The 15,229-nt window shown below is 46.0% G+C and carries 14 protein-coding genes; 13 read left to right on the forward strand and 1 reads right to left on the reverse strand.

The genetic code is table 11. The features are described from left to right. The first annotated feature begins 14 nt into the window (after nucleotides 1-14). From hscA to AACQ79_RS16745, 13 genes are all read left to right on the forward strand, one after another. Complete coding sequence (hscA, locus tag AACQ79_RS16685; protein ID WP_170899416.1) at nucleotides 15-1,868, forward strand: Fe-S protein assembly chaperone HscA; 1,854 nt, start codon at nucleotides 15-17, stop codon at nucleotides 1,866-1,868. Nucleotides 1,869-1,879: 11 nt separating this feature from the next. Continuing rightward, nucleotides 1,880-2,218, forward strand: a complete 339-nt coding sequence (fdx, locus tag AACQ79_RS16690) for an ISC system 2Fe-2S type ferredoxin (RefSeq protein WP_010320405.1) — start codon at nucleotides 1,880-1,882, stop codon at nucleotides 2,216-2,218. A 50-nt stretch (nucleotides 2,219-2,268) separates the two neighbouring features. Further along, nucleotides 2,269-2,463 carry a Fe-S cluster assembly protein IscX gene (gene iscX, locus AACQ79_RS16695; RefSeq protein WP_010320404.1) on the forward strand — a complete coding sequence of 65 codons (195 nt, stop codon included), beginning with the start codon at nucleotides 2,269-2,271 and terminating at the stop codon, nucleotides 2,461-2,463. Nucleotides 2,464-2,647: 184 nt separating this feature from the next. Further along, entirely contained in the window at nucleotides 2,648-3,943 is a 1,296-nt protein-coding gene (gene pepB / locus AACQ79_RS16700; protein WP_026028095.1) for an aminopeptidase PepB, read from the forward strand. A 72-nt stretch (nucleotides 3,944-4,015) separates the two neighbouring features. Then, nucleotides 4,016-4,441, forward strand: a complete 426-nt coding sequence (gene ndk, locus AACQ79_RS16705) for a nucleoside-diphosphate kinase (RefSeq protein WP_013857494.1) — start codon at nucleotides 4,016-4,018, stop codon at nucleotides 4,439-4,441. A 209-nt stretch (nucleotides 4,442-4,650) separates the two neighbouring features. After that, on the forward strand, nucleotides 4,651-5,772 hold the full coding sequence (locus AACQ79_RS16710; RefSeq protein WP_026028096.1) for a bifunctional tRNA (adenosine(37)-C2)-methyltransferase TrmG/ribosomal RNA large subunit methyltransferase RlmN: 1,122 nt from the start codon (nucleotides 4,651-4,653) through the stop codon (nucleotides 5,770-5,772). Nucleotides 5,773-6,073: 301 nt separating this feature from the next. Then, nucleotides 6,074-7,024 (forward strand): cytoskeleton protein RodZ, encoded by a 951-nt coding sequence (gene rodZ, locus AACQ79_RS16715; protein ID WP_081989732.1) that lies wholly within the window; start codon nucleotides 6,074-6,076, stop codon nucleotides 7,022-7,024. Nucleotides 7,025-7,032: 8 nt separating this feature from the next. Then, complete coding sequence (ispG, locus tag AACQ79_RS16720; RefSeq protein WP_010320399.1) at nucleotides 7,033-8,157, forward strand: flavodoxin-dependent (E)-4-hydroxy-3-methylbut-2-enyl-diphosphate synthase; 1,125 nt, start codon at nucleotides 7,033-7,035, stop codon at nucleotides 8,155-8,157. A 25-nt stretch (nucleotides 8,158-8,182) separates the two neighbouring features. Then, a complete protein-coding gene (gene hisS / locus AACQ79_RS16725; RefSeq protein WP_017044251.1) occupies nucleotides 8,183-9,451 on the forward strand; it encodes a histidine--tRNA ligase in 1,269 nt (422 codons plus the stop codon). A 38-nt stretch (nucleotides 9,452-9,489) separates the two neighbouring features. After that, the gene (locus AACQ79_RS16730; RefSeq protein WP_013857490.1) at nucleotides 9,490-10,104 is read left to right on the forward strand and encodes a YfgM family protein; all 615 of its coding nucleotides are present in this window, start codon (nucleotides 9,490-9,492) and stop codon (nucleotides 10,102-10,104) included. 12 nt (nucleotides 10,105-10,116) lie between these two features. After that, nucleotides 10,117-11,277: an outer membrane protein assembly factor BamB gene (bamB, locus tag AACQ79_RS16735; protein WP_026027694.1), complete on the forward strand. Its 1,161-nt coding sequence runs from the start codon at nucleotides 10,117-10,119 to the stop codon at nucleotides 11,275-11,277. A 149-nt stretch (nucleotides 11,278-11,426) separates the two neighbouring features. Continuing rightward, nucleotides 11,427-12,914: a ribosome biogenesis GTPase Der gene (gene der / locus AACQ79_RS16740; protein ID WP_029388206.1), complete on the forward strand. Its 1,488-nt coding sequence runs from the start codon at nucleotides 11,427-11,429 to the stop codon at nucleotides 12,912-12,914. A gap of 637 nt (nucleotides 12,915-13,551) precedes the next feature. Then, on the forward strand, nucleotides 13,552-13,776 hold the full coding sequence (locus tag AACQ79_RS16745; protein WP_199871416.1) for a zinc ribbon domain-containing protein: 225 nt from the start codon (nucleotides 13,552-13,554) through the stop codon (nucleotides 13,774-13,776). Between the two features lie 4 nt (nucleotides 13,777-13,780). On the opposite strand, the gene xseA is transcribed toward AACQ79_RS16745, so the two are convergent. Further along, entirely contained in the window at nucleotides 13,781-15,112 is a 1,332-nt protein-coding gene (gene xseA / locus AACQ79_RS16750) for an exodeoxyribonuclease VII large subunit (protein WP_170899417.1), read from the reverse strand. Between the last annotated feature and the right edge of the window lie 117 nt (nucleotides 15,113-15,229).

A 15,229-nucleotide genomic window follows, 5' to 3' on the forward strand; every position in this document is an offset into this window, starting at 1 on the left:
ATAAGGACCAACCCATGGCATTACTTCAAATTGCAGAACCCGGTCAAAGCTCTGCGCCGCATCAGCATAAACTCGCAGCGGGTATCGACTTGGGGACAACCAACTCATTAGTCGCATCGGTTCGAAGCGGTAATGCGACGACGCTTGCTGATGAACAAGGACGCTCGATCCTCCCTTCGGTGGTCCACTATTCGGCTCAAGAGCGTTGCGTAGGCTTTGATGCCAGAGCACACGCGCAAGTTGATCCTGCCAATACCATCATTTCTGTGAAGCGTTTGATCGGCCGTTCACTGGCTGACATTCAGGCGCGTTATCCCACATTGCCTTATCGCTTCAAAGCCAGTGACAACGGTTTGCCTATTTTGCAAACGGCGCAAGGTGATAAGAACCCGATTCAAGTTTCCGCCGATATTCTTCAATCTCTTGCTCAGCGTGCCGAAGCGTCGTTAGGTGGTGAATTAGCGGGCGTGGTGATTACCGTACCTGCTTATTTTGATGATGCGCAACGCGTGGGCACCAAAGATGCCGCTCAACTTGCCGGCTTGCACGTACTGCGTTTACTCAATGAACCTACCGCAGCAGCGATTGCCTATGGCTTAGACTCAGCGCAAGAAGGTGTGATTGCGGTTTATGATTTAGGTGGCGGTACGTTTGATATCTCTATCTTACGTCTGTCGAAAGGCGTGTTTGAGGTACTCGCGACTGGTGGCGATTCCGCGCTCGGTGGTGATGATTTTGACCATTTGATTGCTGACCATTTTTTGAGCCAAATCGGCTTAGCTGAACCGCTCACTGCTGAGCAGCAACGAGCATTGCTTGATGCGGCCACCGAAGCGAAAATTGCCTTATCTGATACTGATAGTATCGAGGTTTCTGTGCTGGGTTGGCAAGGGCGTTTAACTCGCGATGAGTTTAACCAACTCATCACGCCACTAGTAAAAAGAACCTTACTATCGTGTCGTCGAGCACTCAAAGATGCCGAGATTACTGCAGATGAAGTGTTGGAAGTGGTGATGGTCGGCGGTTCAACTCGTACGCCACTGGTTCGAGATTTAGTTGGTGAATTTTTTGGTCGCACACCACTAACTAGCATCAACCCTGATGAAGTTGTCGCGATTGGTGCAGCAATTCAAGCCGACATTTTGGTGGGTAATAAACCCGATTCAGAAATGTTACTGCTGGATGTCATTCCCCTGTCGCTGGGTATTGAAACCATGGGTGGCTTAGTGGAGAAAATCATCCCACGTAACACCACCATTCCTGTTGCGAAAGCTCAAGAATTCACCACCTTCAAAGATGGTCAAACAGCCATGAGCATCCATACGGTGCAGGGCGAACGTGAGATGGTAGACGATTGCCGCTCATTGGCTCGTTTTTCACTAAAAGGTATTCCACCAATGACGGCGGGTGCCGCGCATATCCGCGTAACTTATCAAGTTGATGCAGATGGTTTACTCTCCGTGACAGCGATGGAAAAAAGTACGGGAGTTCAGGCGGAAATTCAAGTTAAGCCCTCGTATGGACTGAGTGATAATGAAGTAGCAAATATGCTGCGAGATTCGATGACGTTTGCCAAACAAGATATGCAGACTCGCGCTCTGGCAGAGCAACGTGTAGAAGCCGATCGTGTTATCGAAGGTTTGATCTCTGCCTTACAGGCCGATGGTGATGAATTGTTATCTGAGTCAGAAAAGCAGATCCTTCTGAATGCAATAGAAGATTTAATTGTGCTGCGTAATGGTGATAGCGCCGATGCCATCGAGCAAGGAATTAAAGAGACAGACAAAGCCAGCCAAGATTTTGCTTCACGCCGTATGGATAAATCCATTCGCAGTGCACTTGCTGGTCAATCGGTAGATGATATTTAAAGAGAAAAATTATGCCTAAGATTATTGTGTTACCTCACCAAGAGCTTTGTCCTGAAGGTGCCGTTCTGGAAGCGCAAGCAGGAGAAACCGTACTGGATGTGGCGCTGAAAAATGGTATCGCTATTGAACATGCGTGTGAAAAATCCTGCGCATGCACGACTTGCCATATTATCGTTCGCGAAGGGTTTGACTCACTTGATGAGAGTGATGAGTTGGAAGATGACATGCTTGATAAAGCGTGGGGTCTTGAACCTGAATCTCGCCTTGGCTGCCAAGCTAGAGTCGCTAACGAAGATTTAGTGGTTGAAATTCCAAAGTATACACTCAATCTGGCTTCTGAAGATCATTAATCCTATTGAGCGTATTAACGCCCGTTGACTGTTTGTAAAAGGAAAGCAAAATGAAATGGACCGATTCTCGTGACATTGCGATCGAGCTTTGTGAGCAATACCCAGACGTAGATCCTAAAAATGTACGTTTTACGGATCTACACCAGTGGGTGATGGAACTGGAAGAGTTTGATGATGAGCCAAACCGTTCCAACGAAAAAATTCTCGAAGCGATTATTCTATGTTGGATGGAAGAGATCGACTAAGACTATTGCTAACATGATGGTTATTCAGTAAAACATCACAGAGTTAACAATTTTAACTAAAAAGAGCGGACCGAATGGTCCGTTTTTTTATCAAGTTGACATTTTGACCCTACAAAATGCTAACATCCCTTGGTTATTTAATCGTAATGGCACAGGTGAGGCCATATTCAGGCAAGGAGAAACCATGTCTACAAAGATGTCCGTATTTATCAGCCAACAAGCTGCCCAGCCTCAGTGGGGAGAAAAGGCGATTGTTTCGTTTTCAGAAAATGGTGCCACAATTCATGCTATTGAGAGTGAGCATGAACTCAGCGCGGTTCAGCGCGCGGCACGTAAGCTTGATGGGCAAGCTATCAGAGCTATCAGCCTACAAGGTGACGGTTGGCACTTAGAAAATATTTGGGCTTTCTACCAAGGTTATCGTGAAGCGAAAAAACTCAACACACTAGAATGGCAACCGCTGAGTGAGTCAGATCAAGCCGAGTTAGAATATCGTATTAAAGCGACGGAATGGACGCGTGATATCATCAATAAAAGCGCTGAAGAAGTCGCGCCGCGTCAGTTAGCGACCATGGCGGCTGAGTTCATCAAATCGCTAGCCCCTGAGCATGTCAGCTACCGCATTGTCAAAGATAAAGATCTACTCACCGAAGGTTGGGAAGGTATTTATGCGGTTGGTCGCGGCTCCGAGCGTACGTCAGCCATGCTGCAACTCGATTACAATCCGACAGGAAAAGAAAGTGCTCCTGTTTTTGCTTGCTTAATTGGCAAAGGCATTACTTTTGATTCTGGTGGTTACAGTTTAAAAACGTCCAACTTTATGTCGGCGATGAAAGCAGATATGGGGGGCGCTGCAACGATCACCGGTGGTCTTGGTTTGGCTATCATGCGTGGTTTTAATAAACGTGTGAAACTCATTTTGTGTTGTGCAGAAAATATGGTTTCCGGACGCGCCTTGAAACTAGGTGATATCATCACTTATAAAAACGGCACCACAGTTGAAATAATGAACACCGATGCAGAAGGCCGCCTAGTGTTGGCCGATGGCTTGATTTATGCTAACGAGCAAAAACCGCAGCTTATTATTGATTGCGCGACATTAACGGGTGCCGCCAAAAATGCACTCGGCAATGATTACCATGCACTACTCAGCTTTGATGAGAGCTTATCCCAGCAGGCATTGGTGGCAGCTCACCAAGAGAAAGAAGGCTTATGGCCTCTGCCTTTGGCTGAGTTTCATCGCTCTATGTTACCTTCAAGCTTTGCGGATCTCTCTAACATCAGCTCAGGTGATTATTCACCGGGAGCAAGTACCGCAGCGGCCTTCCTCTCTTACTTTGTTGAAGATTACAAAAAAGGGTGGCTGCACTTTGACTGCGCCGGTACTTACCGCAAATCAGCAAGCGATAAATGGGCCGCAGGTGCAACGGCGATGGGGGTGCGTACATTAGCACGCATTTTGACCGACCAAGCTCAATAATGAAAAACCGCTCAACTCTCTGTTGTGGGCGGTTCACTATAACTAAAAAAACAAAAGAAAAAGGATAACCTTATGGCTCTAGAAAGAACATTTTCTATCATTAAACCCGATGCGGTAGAACGTAACTTGATTGGTGAAATCTATCACCGTATCGAAAAATCAGGTTTGCGTATTATCGCCGCGAAAATGGTACATTTGAACGAAGAGCAAGCGAGCGGCTTTTATGCTGAGCATGAAGGCAAAGCGTTTTTTCCAGCACTAAAAGAATTTATGACCTCAGGGCCGATCATGGCTCAAGTGCTTGAAGGTGAAGATGCTATTGCTCGTTACCGCGAATTAATGGGTAAAACTAACCCAGAAGAAGCGGCATGTGGAACCATTCGTGCTGATTACGCATTAAGCATGCGCCATAACTCAGTTCATGGCAGTGATAGTCCTGAATCGGCGGCACGTGAAATCGCTTTTTTCTTCCCTGAATCAGAGATTTTCTCTCGTTAATCTTGGCGTTTTCTATCCCAAATTCTTTCGATTAAGGCCTCACGTTGTGAGGCTTTTTTATACTCGTATGATTGGGAGCTGCAGAGTAAAAACAATCCGCCAAGCATTGAATGACTTAGTAATTGAAGGGTTGTACAACCCTTGTTGTTACTGCATAAAGGCTGTACAATTCGCGCCCTTATTTATTGTTTCCGTCGTTGAGAGGCCACATGACTATTGAAAAAGTCAATCTGCTTGATTTTGATCGCCAAGGTCTGCGTAAATTTTTTGCTGAAGAGCTCAGTGAAAAAGCGTTCCGCGCTGATCAGGTCATGAAGTGGATCTACCATTTTGGTTGTGATGACTTCGAACAAATGACCAATATCAACAAGAAACTGCGTGAGCAACTGCAACAACGCTGTGAAATTCGCGCGCCGATCGTTTCACAAGCACAACATTCGTCTGATGGTACGATTAAGTGGGCGATGCGTGTAGGAGATCAAGATGTTGAAACGGTTTACATCCCAGAGGAAGACCGAGCGACTTTGTGCGTCTCTTCCCAAGTTGGCTGTGCTCTGGAATGCAAATTCTGTTCAACGGCTCAGCAAGGTTTTAACCGTAACCTCAAAGTGTCTGAAATTATCGGGCAAGTTTGGCGCGCAGCGAGAGAAATTGGCCTTGAGAAAGAGACGGGTCGTCGTCCGATTACTAACGTAGTCATGATGGGGATGGGCGAGCCTTTGCTCAACATGAAAAACTTGATCCCAGCGTTAGAGATCATGCTGGATGATTTAGGTTTTGGCTTGTCAAAACGTCGTGTCACCGTGTCGACTTCGGGCGTGGTTTCTGGTCTTGATCAAATGACAGGGCAAATCGATGTTGCATTAGCGATTTCATTGCATGCACCCAATGACAAATTACGCAGCGAAATTATGCCGATCAATGATCGCTGGGATATTCAAGATTTCTTGGCCTCAGTGCGTCGTTATATCGCCACTTCAAATGCAAACCGTGGCAAGGTTACGGTGGAATATGTGTTGCTGGATCACGTCAATGACGATATGGACCACGCGCACGAATTGGCTAAGTTGATGAAAGGCACGCCGTGCAAAATTAACCTGATCCCATTTAACCCTTATCCCGGTTCACCTTATAAAAAACCGAGTAATTCACGTATTGACCGTTTTCAAAAAACACTGATGCAGTATGAACACACAGTGACGGTGCGTAAAACTCGTGGTGATGATATTGATGCCGCTTGTGGGCAGCTAGTGGGTGATGTGATTGATAGAACCAAACGGACCAAAATGAAACAAATGGGTGGCGATGTCATTCCTGTCAAATCGGTCTAAATCGGATGATAAAGCAAAGCCAGAGATTCCTCTGGCTTTGTGCATTTTTACCATTTGAAATAATTTTCCGCGATTTTGACGTCAATTTTATGAAAAATATTGACCTAGCTGTAATTTCTTTCCTAAAGCCATGTTGTTTAACGTCAAATATCCATTAGAATTGCTAACTGACGTAATGTTAAATTTGAACTGTCGCCTGCATCAATGAATGCAAATTTTTCACCGTGTTGGAATGCACCATTTTATTACTACGAACTAATAACAATAAAAGTGATGACGGTGCCATTCGAGCCATAACATAATGAGATGTACAAAACGGATGACTACTGAACAAGAACAGATTATTGCAGATGTAAAAACAGACACGGTGCAACCCGGTACTTTATTAAAGGCAAAGCGTGAAGCGTTGGGATTAACGCAAAAGCAAGTTGCCGATAGGTTGCGGTTACGTCTCTCTATCATTCAGAGTTTAGAAGAGAATAACTTCGCCTCGGACCAAGTGGCGACGTTTACTCGCGGTTATTTACGTTCCTATGCGAAGGCCGTCGGGATCAAAGAGTCAGTTATTTTAGCTTCCTTTGATGATTGCTATCCTACGGTTGTCGCTGAACAACCGATGCAAAGTTTTTCGAAGAAAACCAAGCGAGAGAAACACGATAGCCGTATTATGACGCTGACATGGGGTATTTTTGCCATCATTATTGGTATTTCCTCATTATGGTGGTGGCAAAACCAAGAACAAGAGAATGTTGTGCTTGAGAGTTCACCATCAATCACGTCGACATCGGTTGAACGTTTGCGAGATGAGGATTTCACGACCGTTCCTGAATTAGTACCTACGGTTGACGAATCTCAAGTAGAAGTAGAAGCAGAAGCGGTGGATGCCCCTGTAGAAATCAACACTCAGGCTGCAGAACTTATCCCTTCACCTGAAGATGATACAGCCGAAGCCGACCTGAGTGCGAGCGACGATCCTGTATTGGATAAGACGCCACCGCAGGATGCAACGAATCCATACGCTCCTCTAACACTCACATTCAGCGCAGATTGTTGGATTCAGGTGAAAGATGCAGCAGGTAAAACCCTTTCCACTGGGATTAAAAAATCAGGGCAAACCGTAACCTTGCAAGGTGAAGCTCCGTTTCAAATCATTCTTGGCGCGCCTGAAAGCGTTTCAATGACATTTGCAAGTGAACCTGTAGACCTTTCTGGGTATACTTCCGGTAAAGTCGCTCGATTCACCTTACCTTAGAAAATACTATGCAACACGAATCTCCAATTAAGCGTCGTTCATCGACGCGTATTTATGTCGGTAATGTGCCCATCGGTGATGGTGCTCCTATTGCTGTTCAATCTATGACCAACACGCGCACTACCGATGTTGCGGCAACGGTCGCTCAAATTAAAGCGTTAGAAAAAGTCGGGGCTGATATCGTACGAGTTTCTGTACCGACAATGGACGCGGCGGAAGCGTTCAAGTTGATCAAGCAGCAAGTATCCATCCCGCTGGTGGCTGACATCCATTTTGATTACCGCATTGCGTTGAAAGTCGCCGAATATGGCGTTGATTGCTTGCGTATCAACCCTGGTAACATTGGCAACGAAGAACGTATTCGCGCCGTGGTCGATTGCGCACGTGACAAGAACATACCCATTCGGATTGGCGTGAATGGTGGGTCGCTCGAAAAAGAGATCCAAATGAAATATGGTGAGCCAACACCGGCCGCTTTAGTCGAGTCAGCGATGCGTCATGTCGATATTCTTGAAAGACTCAACTTTGATCAATTCAAAGTCAGCGTTAAAGCATCGGATGTTTTTCTCGCCGTTGATTCCTACCGTTTACTGGCTAAACAGATTGCCCAACCTCTGCATCTTGGTATTACGGAAGCAGGAGGCGCAAGAGCCGGTGCAGTTAAATCGGCAGTGGGCTTAGGTATGCTGCTTGCCGAAGGCATCGGCGATACGCTGCGTATTTCACTGGCTGCGGATCCGATCGAAGAGATCAAAGTCGGCTTTGATATTCTTAAATCGCTGCGTATTCGCTCACGAGGCATTAACTTCATCGCTTGTCCAAGCTGTTCACGTCAAGAGTTTGATGTGATCGCCACAGTCAATGCGTTAGAGCAACGTTTGGAAGATATTTTGACACCTATGGATGTCTCGATCATCGGTTGCGTGGTTAATGGCCCAGGTGAAGCTGAAGCTTCTCATCTTGGTTTGGCTGGCAGCAACAAGAAAAGTGCATTCTACGAAGACGGCGTCCGCCAGAAAGAGCGTTTTGATAACGATGATCTGGTCAGCCAACTCGAAGCGAAAATTCGCGCGAAGGCCTCTATTCTCGATGAGAAGAACCGAATCAACGTGACTCAAATCGAACAAAATTAATCTCAACGACCTTACGGTAAGTATTGTGGCAAAAACAATTCAAGCAATTCGAGGCATGAACGACTGCCTCCCAACTCAGTCTCCACTTTGGCAAAAAGTGGAAGGCACAGTGAAAAACGTGATTAGTGCATATGGCTACAATGAAGTACGTATGCCTATCGTTGAGATGACACATCTATTTAGCCGTGCGATCGGTGAAGTGACCGATGTGGTTGAAAAAGAGATGTATTCTTTTGAAGATCGCAATGGTGACAGTTTATCGCTTCGCCCTGAGGGTACCGCAGGTTGTGTCCGTTCTGGTATCGAAAATGGTTTGCTCTACAACCAAGAGCAACGTTTATGGTACATGGGGCCGATGTTCCGTCATGAACGTCCGCAAAAAGGGCGCTACCGTCAATTCCACCAATGTGGGGTTGAAGTGTTTGGCCTGGATGGCCCTGATGTTGATGCCGAGCTGATTATGATGACCGCGCGTTTGTGGCGTGAATTGGGCATCGACAAACATGTTCGTTTGGAACTGAACTCAATTGGTTCTCTTGAAGCGCGTGCCAATTACCGCACCGCTTTGATTGACTATTTAGAGCAGCATCAAGAGGTGTTGGATGAAGATGCCAAACGTCGCATGTACACCAACCCACTGCGTGTACTCGATACTAAAAATCCAGATATTCAAGCGATTTTAGGTGACGCACCCAAATTGTCTGAGTATCTAGATGAAGAATCCAAGCAACATTTTGCAGGCTTATGTGAACTTCTTACCGCTGCGGGTATCGAATACCAAGTTAACGAGCGCTTGGTGCGCGGCCTAGACTACTACAACCGCACCGTATTTGAGTGGATCACCGAAAGCTTAGGTGCTCAGGGTACGGTTTGTGGCGGTGGACGTTATGATGGCTTGGTAGAACAACTGGGTGGCAAAGCGACACCGGCAGTGGGTTTTGCCATGGGGTTAGAGCGCTTAGTGCTGATGATGGAAACACTGGAACTGACCGACGTGCGTCGCAGTGTCGATGTGTACATGGTCAGTGCGGGTGAAGGCACTATGATGGCAGCAATGAAACTTGCTGAGCAGTTGCGTGAACAGGTTCCGGGGCTGCGTGTTATGAACCATTTTGGTGGTGGTAACTTCAAAAAACAATTTAAACGTGCTGATAAAGTGGGCGCTGCGGTGGCTTTGGTATTAGGCGAAGATGAAGTCGCAGAAAGCACAGTAGTTCTCAAAGATCTTATCGGTGGTGAACAAATTACGATTTCTCAAACTGAAGTCGCGAGCAAACTGACGCATCTTGTGTAAGCAAGCGCATTTGAGACATCTATTAAAGAGGACAGGAAGTGGAACTCTACGATACTGAAGAACAACAAGTTGAAGCGATAAAAGATTGGTGGAAAGAGAACGGTAAAGCAGTGATCTTTGGTGCTGTAATTGGCCTTGGTGGCTTGTTTGGTTGGCGTTACTACCAAGATAGCGTTATTGCTGCGCAAGAAGCCGCTTCTGAAAGTTATAGCAAAGCGGTAACTCAGTTAGCTGCAAAAGGCGCAGAAGCAGAGATGGTTGTTGAGAGCTTTATTGATAGTAATAAAGGTACAGAATATGCCGTCTTAGCCGCACTACAACTTGCAAAAGTTCAAGTAGAAGCGGGTCAAATTGATGAAGCTTTAGCGCAGCTTGAATGGGCAAAAGCAAACACCAAAGATGATGCTATTCTACCGTTAGCGACCTATCGCGTGGCCCGTATTAAAGCGGAACAAGGCCAGTTTGATGCCGCCTTAGCTGATCTTACGACCATCACAGAGAAAGGGTGGGCGGGACGCATTGCGGAACTGCGTGGTGATATCTCACTGCGTAAAGGCGACACGGACGCGGCTTATGCGGCATACACGGAAGCACAACAAGCTGACGATGCAAGCCAAACGCTACAGATGAAACTGGACGATCTTGCCAAATAAGGGCACAAGTTGATGAAAAAGTTGTTCAACAAAGTGCTCGTTTCTGCCGTTGTGCTGGGAGCACTTGCAGGGTGTGCTAGTGAAGAAGACACCATTATCATGGCTCCTGTGCCAATGGTAACCAGTGAATTTACGCCCACAACTCAGTGGAGCACATCGATTGGTGATGGCGTAGGGCATTACTTCTCAAAGTTATCTCCAGAATACGCTTACGACAAAGTATTTATTGCTAGCCGTGATGGTTTGGTGAAAGCCTTGAACCCTAAAACGGGTAAAGAGCTGTGGAAAACCGATCTTGAACAAGATGGCACCATGCGTTTATCCGGCGGTATAGCGGCGGCCTATAGCCAAATTTACATTGGTAGTGAAAACGGTTTAGTCACTGCGCTTAATGAAGCTACGGGTGAGCTTGTATGGCAAGTTAAAGTCGACGGTGAAGTGCTAGCAGCTCCGGCTGCAGATGCGAACATGATCATTGTTAATACCAGTCGTGGCACTTTGGTGAGTTTAGACCAAGCGACGGGTGAGCAAAAATGGACCATCAGTACTGAAGTTCCTAATTTAACGTTGAGAGGTGACAGCAAACCTGTTGCGGTATCGGGCGGTGTTTTTTGGGGAACCTCAGGTGGCCGTCTTGCTGCCGCTATCGTTGAGCGTGGTCAGTTGATTTGGCAACAACCGATTGGCATGCCTAAAGGTGCCACTGAAATTGACCGCCTAGTCGATGTTGATGCCTCACCTATCGTGATTGGCGGCATGCTGTATGCGGTTGGTTTTAATGGCCAGTTGATCGCCATTGATCTGCGTTCGGGCAAACCAGCTTGGAAGCGGAATTACTCTTCAGCAACAGACATGGCTAGCGATGGTGGCCGATTATTTGTGGTGACCGACAAAGATCATGTGGTGGCTGTGGATACAAGAAGCGGTACCGAACTTTGGAGCAACAAACAGCTTGAACACCGTTTGCTAACTGCGCCAGCGATTATCAATGGCTACCTTGTGCTAGGTGACAGTGAAGGGTATCTACATTGGATTGATCGCAGCAGTGGCGAATTCGTTGCCCAACAGTTGGTTGATAAGAGCGGTTTTGCGGTGAGTCCTCTCGCTGTCGATGATGGTTATGTCAGCATGACCCGTAATGGCAATGTAAAGAAACTGACGATTAAAAAATAAATCGTGATATAATTCACATTCGGCTCCTGGCTGGTAACAGTTAGGGGCCGTTTTATTGAATAAATAGATGTGGTTATAGGTAAAAATTTAATGCTTGCTAGCAAGTGTTTACCTATAACTACATAAGAGAAAATATTGTAGAGGTTAGTATGGTTCCTGTTGTTGCTCTTGTTGGGCGTCCCAATGTCGGTAAATCTACGTTGTTTAACCGATTAACTCGCACTCGCGATGCGTTGGTGGCGGATTTCCCCGGTTTAACGCGTGACCGTAAATATGGCCAAGCTAAATTGGGTGAGCACGACTTCATTGTTATCGATACTGGCGGTATTGATGGTAGTGAAGAGGGTGTAGAAACGAAAATGGCTCAACAGTCATTGGCCGCGATTGATGAAGCTGATGTTGTGCTATTTATGGTTGATGGTCGCGCTGGTTTAACGGCGGCTGATGAAGTGATCGCCCAACATCTGCGTAAGATTGAAAAGCGCGCTATTTTAGTCGTGAATAAAGTGGATGGCATTGACGCTGATGCTGCAAGTGCTGAGTTTTGGCAATTGGGCGTCGATCAAATGTACCAAATTGCTGCCGCTCATGGTCGTGGTGTTGGGATCCTTATCGACCGAGCTTTGAATCCACTTGCTGAAGAAATGATCGAGCAGGCTGAAGGCGAAATCGAAGATCTAACCGACTTTGAAGATGCCGAAGAAGAAAAGTTAGATTACACCGAAGAAGAAGCCGAAGCTGAATACAAACGTCTGCAAGATCAGCCGATAAAACTGGCGATCATTGGCCGTCCGAATGTCGGTAAATCGACACTCACCAACCGCATTCTCGGTGAAGAGCGTGTTGTGGTTTACGACATGCCCGGAACGACGCGAGACTCCATCTACATCCCGATGATGCGTGATGAGCGCGAGTATGTATTGATTGATACTGCTGGCGTGCGTCGTCGTACTCGCATTAACGAAACGGTTGAAAAATTCTCGGTCGTCAAAACCTTAAAAGCCGTTGAAGATGCAAACGTTGTTCTGTTAGTCATTGACGCTCGTGAGAATATCTCAGATCAAGATCTTAGCCTGCTAGGTTTTGCACTAAACGCCGGACGTTCAATAGTGCTTGCAGTCAATAAGTGGGATGGGCTCGATAACGACGTCAAAGAACGTGTCAAGAAAGAGCTCGATCGCCGTTTAGGCTTTGTCGATTTTGCTCGTATCCACTTTATCTCTGCATTGCATGGTACGGGTGTTGGTCATCTATTTGAATCGGTTCAAGAAGCGTATAAATCGGCGACAACACGTGTTGGTACATCGGTATTGACTCGCATTCTTAAAATGGCAACCGATGATCACCAACCGCCTATGGTTCGTAGCCGCCGCGTAAAACTTAAATACGCTCACGCAGGTGGTTATAACCCGCCGATTATCGTTGTACACGGTAACTTGGTGAATGAGCTGCCAGATTCTTACAAACGTTATTTGATGAACTATTACCGTAAGTCTTTAGAAATCATGGGTACGCCTATTCGTATCCAGTTCCAAAGCAGTGATAACCCATTTGAAGGAAAAGTGAATAAGCTGACCTTATCTCAAGAGCGTAAACGTAAACGCTTAATGACGATGATGAAAGGACGCAGCAAGTAGCCTTCCTCATAACTGAAATACCCAAGTTTAGACTTGGGTATTTTTTTGCCTAAAATTTATCATTGGCGATAGAGCCTCACTAACGTGGCGGTCTGGAAATGAAGTGCAGTACCAAAATGATTGAGTGAAAAACAGAGCATGGCAACGTTGCTGCTTTGTATAAGTATCAAACAAAATGAGTAGAACATTTCGCCAAAAGATCATTTTAATATATTCTGGTTTTTTTGATTTATTAGCTATAATTTGGATTTTTATATCGCTATAAATCCATATGCAGAATATGTAACTTATGCTTTCGGTGTGTGGTTATATAAATGTTCTTTTGAGAGTAGATCGCTGAACGGAGCAGATAAAGCAAATGATCAGGCTGAGATCTTTTATCGATCATAGCCTAATGTGTATGAGGTGGTTGGTGAGCCTGAAGGTATTGTGATAGAGATCAAAGCTGAACTCTCGATAATCCGAGACCATACGTGCCGTTTGATGAAGTGTCGGCTATCACATGCACGAACTATCTACGCAAACGAGCTATCTATTAAAACGAACTATCTATTAAAACGAACGATATAAAACATCTACCAAAATCACACAATGTGAAAGATGTTATGTGAAAGACACAAAGAGAGATGGGATCAATATGCAGGAAAATCTTTGCCCTTGTTGCCAAAATCCACTGGCGTGGGATGGGCGTTACCATTGTGCTCAGTGCAAACATCACTTTAACAAAATTGGTTTTTGCCCTGAGTGTGATTCGGAGCTGGAAAAATTGCAGGCGTGTGGCGCAGCAAACTTTTTCTGTAATTCATGCAATGAGCTCAAATCAAAATCTAAGATTCGATTTGAGTTTCAAGCACAAGATTAAGTGATTAATTAACGGTAGAGAAAACTTCGCCATTCGCCACTCGCGTGATCAATTGATCGCCAGTTTTTAGATCGCAAGCGCGGTGAATCACTTTGCCTGAGCTATCTCGCGTGATCGAATAGCCTCGTTTTAGTGTCGCTAATGGGCTTACTGCGTCAAGCTTCTCTGCAGCTAGCGTTAAACGGTGTGCTGTGCGCAGGAGTTTTTTCTCCATTACGTCCAGCAATCGTTGCTCGCTTTTGGCTAGTCGATGCTGCTGCTTCGCTAAGATTTGTACGGGAGAATGCAACTGCAGTTGATGGTATTGCTGGCCAATGTGCTCGCGCTGAGTCGAAATATAGCGCTGTATCGCCCGCTGTAGGCGCATTTCTGTGTCATCAAGTTGCTGGCTTTGACGCTGCAAGCGATAAGTGGGGTGCTGTTTCTCTAGCGCGTGAACCAAAGCGCGTAAATGATGCGCTTGTTGACTAGTGTAATAGCGCATCGCACTTTGTAGCTTGTGTTGGTATGAGGCGAAAGCTTGTCGCTTATTACTGTTGTCTCGGCTGACTAATTCTGCAGCAGCGGAGGGGGTTGGGGCACGTACGTCAGCCACAAAATCAGCAATCGTCACATCGATTTCATGCCCGACGGCACTGATAATTGGGATCTGACTAGCGGCAATTGTGCGCGCTACGATCTCGTGGTTAAAACACCATAAGTCCTCTAAAGAACCGCCACCGCGACCCACAATCAATACGTCACACTCTTGCCTCGCATTTGCTCTACCAATTGCTTGAGCAATTTGAATGGCCGCTTGTTCGCCTTGAACCAGTGTAGGATAAATGATGACGGGCAAGCTTGGATCGCGCCGCTTGAGCACATCAAGAATATCAAACAGGGCTGCGCCAGTTTTTGAAGTAATAACTCCGACGCATTGAGGATTTTCCGGCAAGGGGCGCTTATTGGATTGTGCAAACAGCCCTTCCGCGGCCAACTGCATCTTCAGCTTTTCAAACTCTTGCTGGAGACGACCATCTCCTTCGGGTTGCATGCTCTCGATAATGACTTGGTAGTCACCTCTGGGTTCATAAAGAGAAAGACGCGCTTTAACAAGTACCTGCTGGCCATTTTTAGGTTTGAAGGTCACAAAGCGATTATTGCCTTTGAACATCGCACATTTTACTTGCGCGCGAGAATCTTTGAGTGAGAGATACCAATGGCCAGAAACAGGAGCGGAGAAGTTCGATATTTCACCAACGAGCCACACAATGCCCATTTCATTTTCAAGTAACAGGCGTACTTCAGCATTGAGACGAGAGACAGTGTAGATGTTTTCGTTGGTCAAAGAAGGCAAGGCTAATCCCCTAGACGAGGGTATGGAAATTAGCGGCAATATAATACATATCAAGGGTTGGAATGCAAATTAAAAATGAAAAAATGAGTGGTCAAGCGATTACCTCGGGCGTATAAT

It is taken from the genome of Vibrio sp. 3-2(1) (assembly GCF_963887575.1).
Lineage (GTDB): Bacteria > Pseudomonadota > Gammaproteobacteria > Enterobacterales > Vibrionaceae > Vibrio > Vibrio anguillarum.

Coding starts and splice junctions, on each gene's coding strand:
- ispG (WP_010320399.1), top strand. CDS start 7,033: ATGCAACACGAATCTCCAATTAAGCGTCGTTCATCGACGCGTATTTAT.
- AACQ79_RS16710 (WP_026028096.1), top strand. CDS start 4,651: ATGACTATTGAAAAAGTCAATCTGCTTGATTTTGATCGCCAAGGTCTG.
- der (WP_029388206.1), top strand. CDS start 11,427: ATGGTTCCTGTTGTTGCTCTTGTTGGGCGTCCCAATGTCGGTAAATCT.
- pepB (WP_026028095.1), top strand. CDS start 2,648: ATGTCTACAAAGATGTCCGTATTTATCAGCCAACAAGCTGCCCAGCCT.
- fdx (WP_010320405.1), top strand. CDS start 1,880: ATGCCTAAGATTATTGTGTTACCTCACCAAGAGCTTTGTCCTGAAGGT.
- bamB (WP_026027694.1), top strand. CDS start 10,117: ATGAAAAAGTTGTTCAACAAAGTGCTCGTTTCTGCCGTTGTGCTGGGA.
- hscA (WP_170899416.1), top strand. CDS start 15: ATGGCATTACTTCAAATTGCAGAACCCGGTCAAAGCTCTGCGCCGCAT.
- rodZ (WP_081989732.1), top strand. CDS start 6,074: ATGAGATGTACAAAACGGATGACTACTGAACAAGAACAGATTATTGCA.
- iscX (WP_010320404.1), top strand. CDS start 2,269: ATGAAATGGACCGATTCTCGTGACATTGCGATCGAGCTTTGTGAGCAA.
- ndk (WP_013857494.1), top strand. CDS start 4,016: ATGGCTCTAGAAAGAACATTTTCTATCATTAAACCCGATGCGGTAGAA.
- AACQ79_RS16745 (WP_199871416.1), top strand. CDS start 13,552: ATGCAGGAAAATCTTTGCCCTTGTTGCCAAAATCCACTGGCGTGGGAT.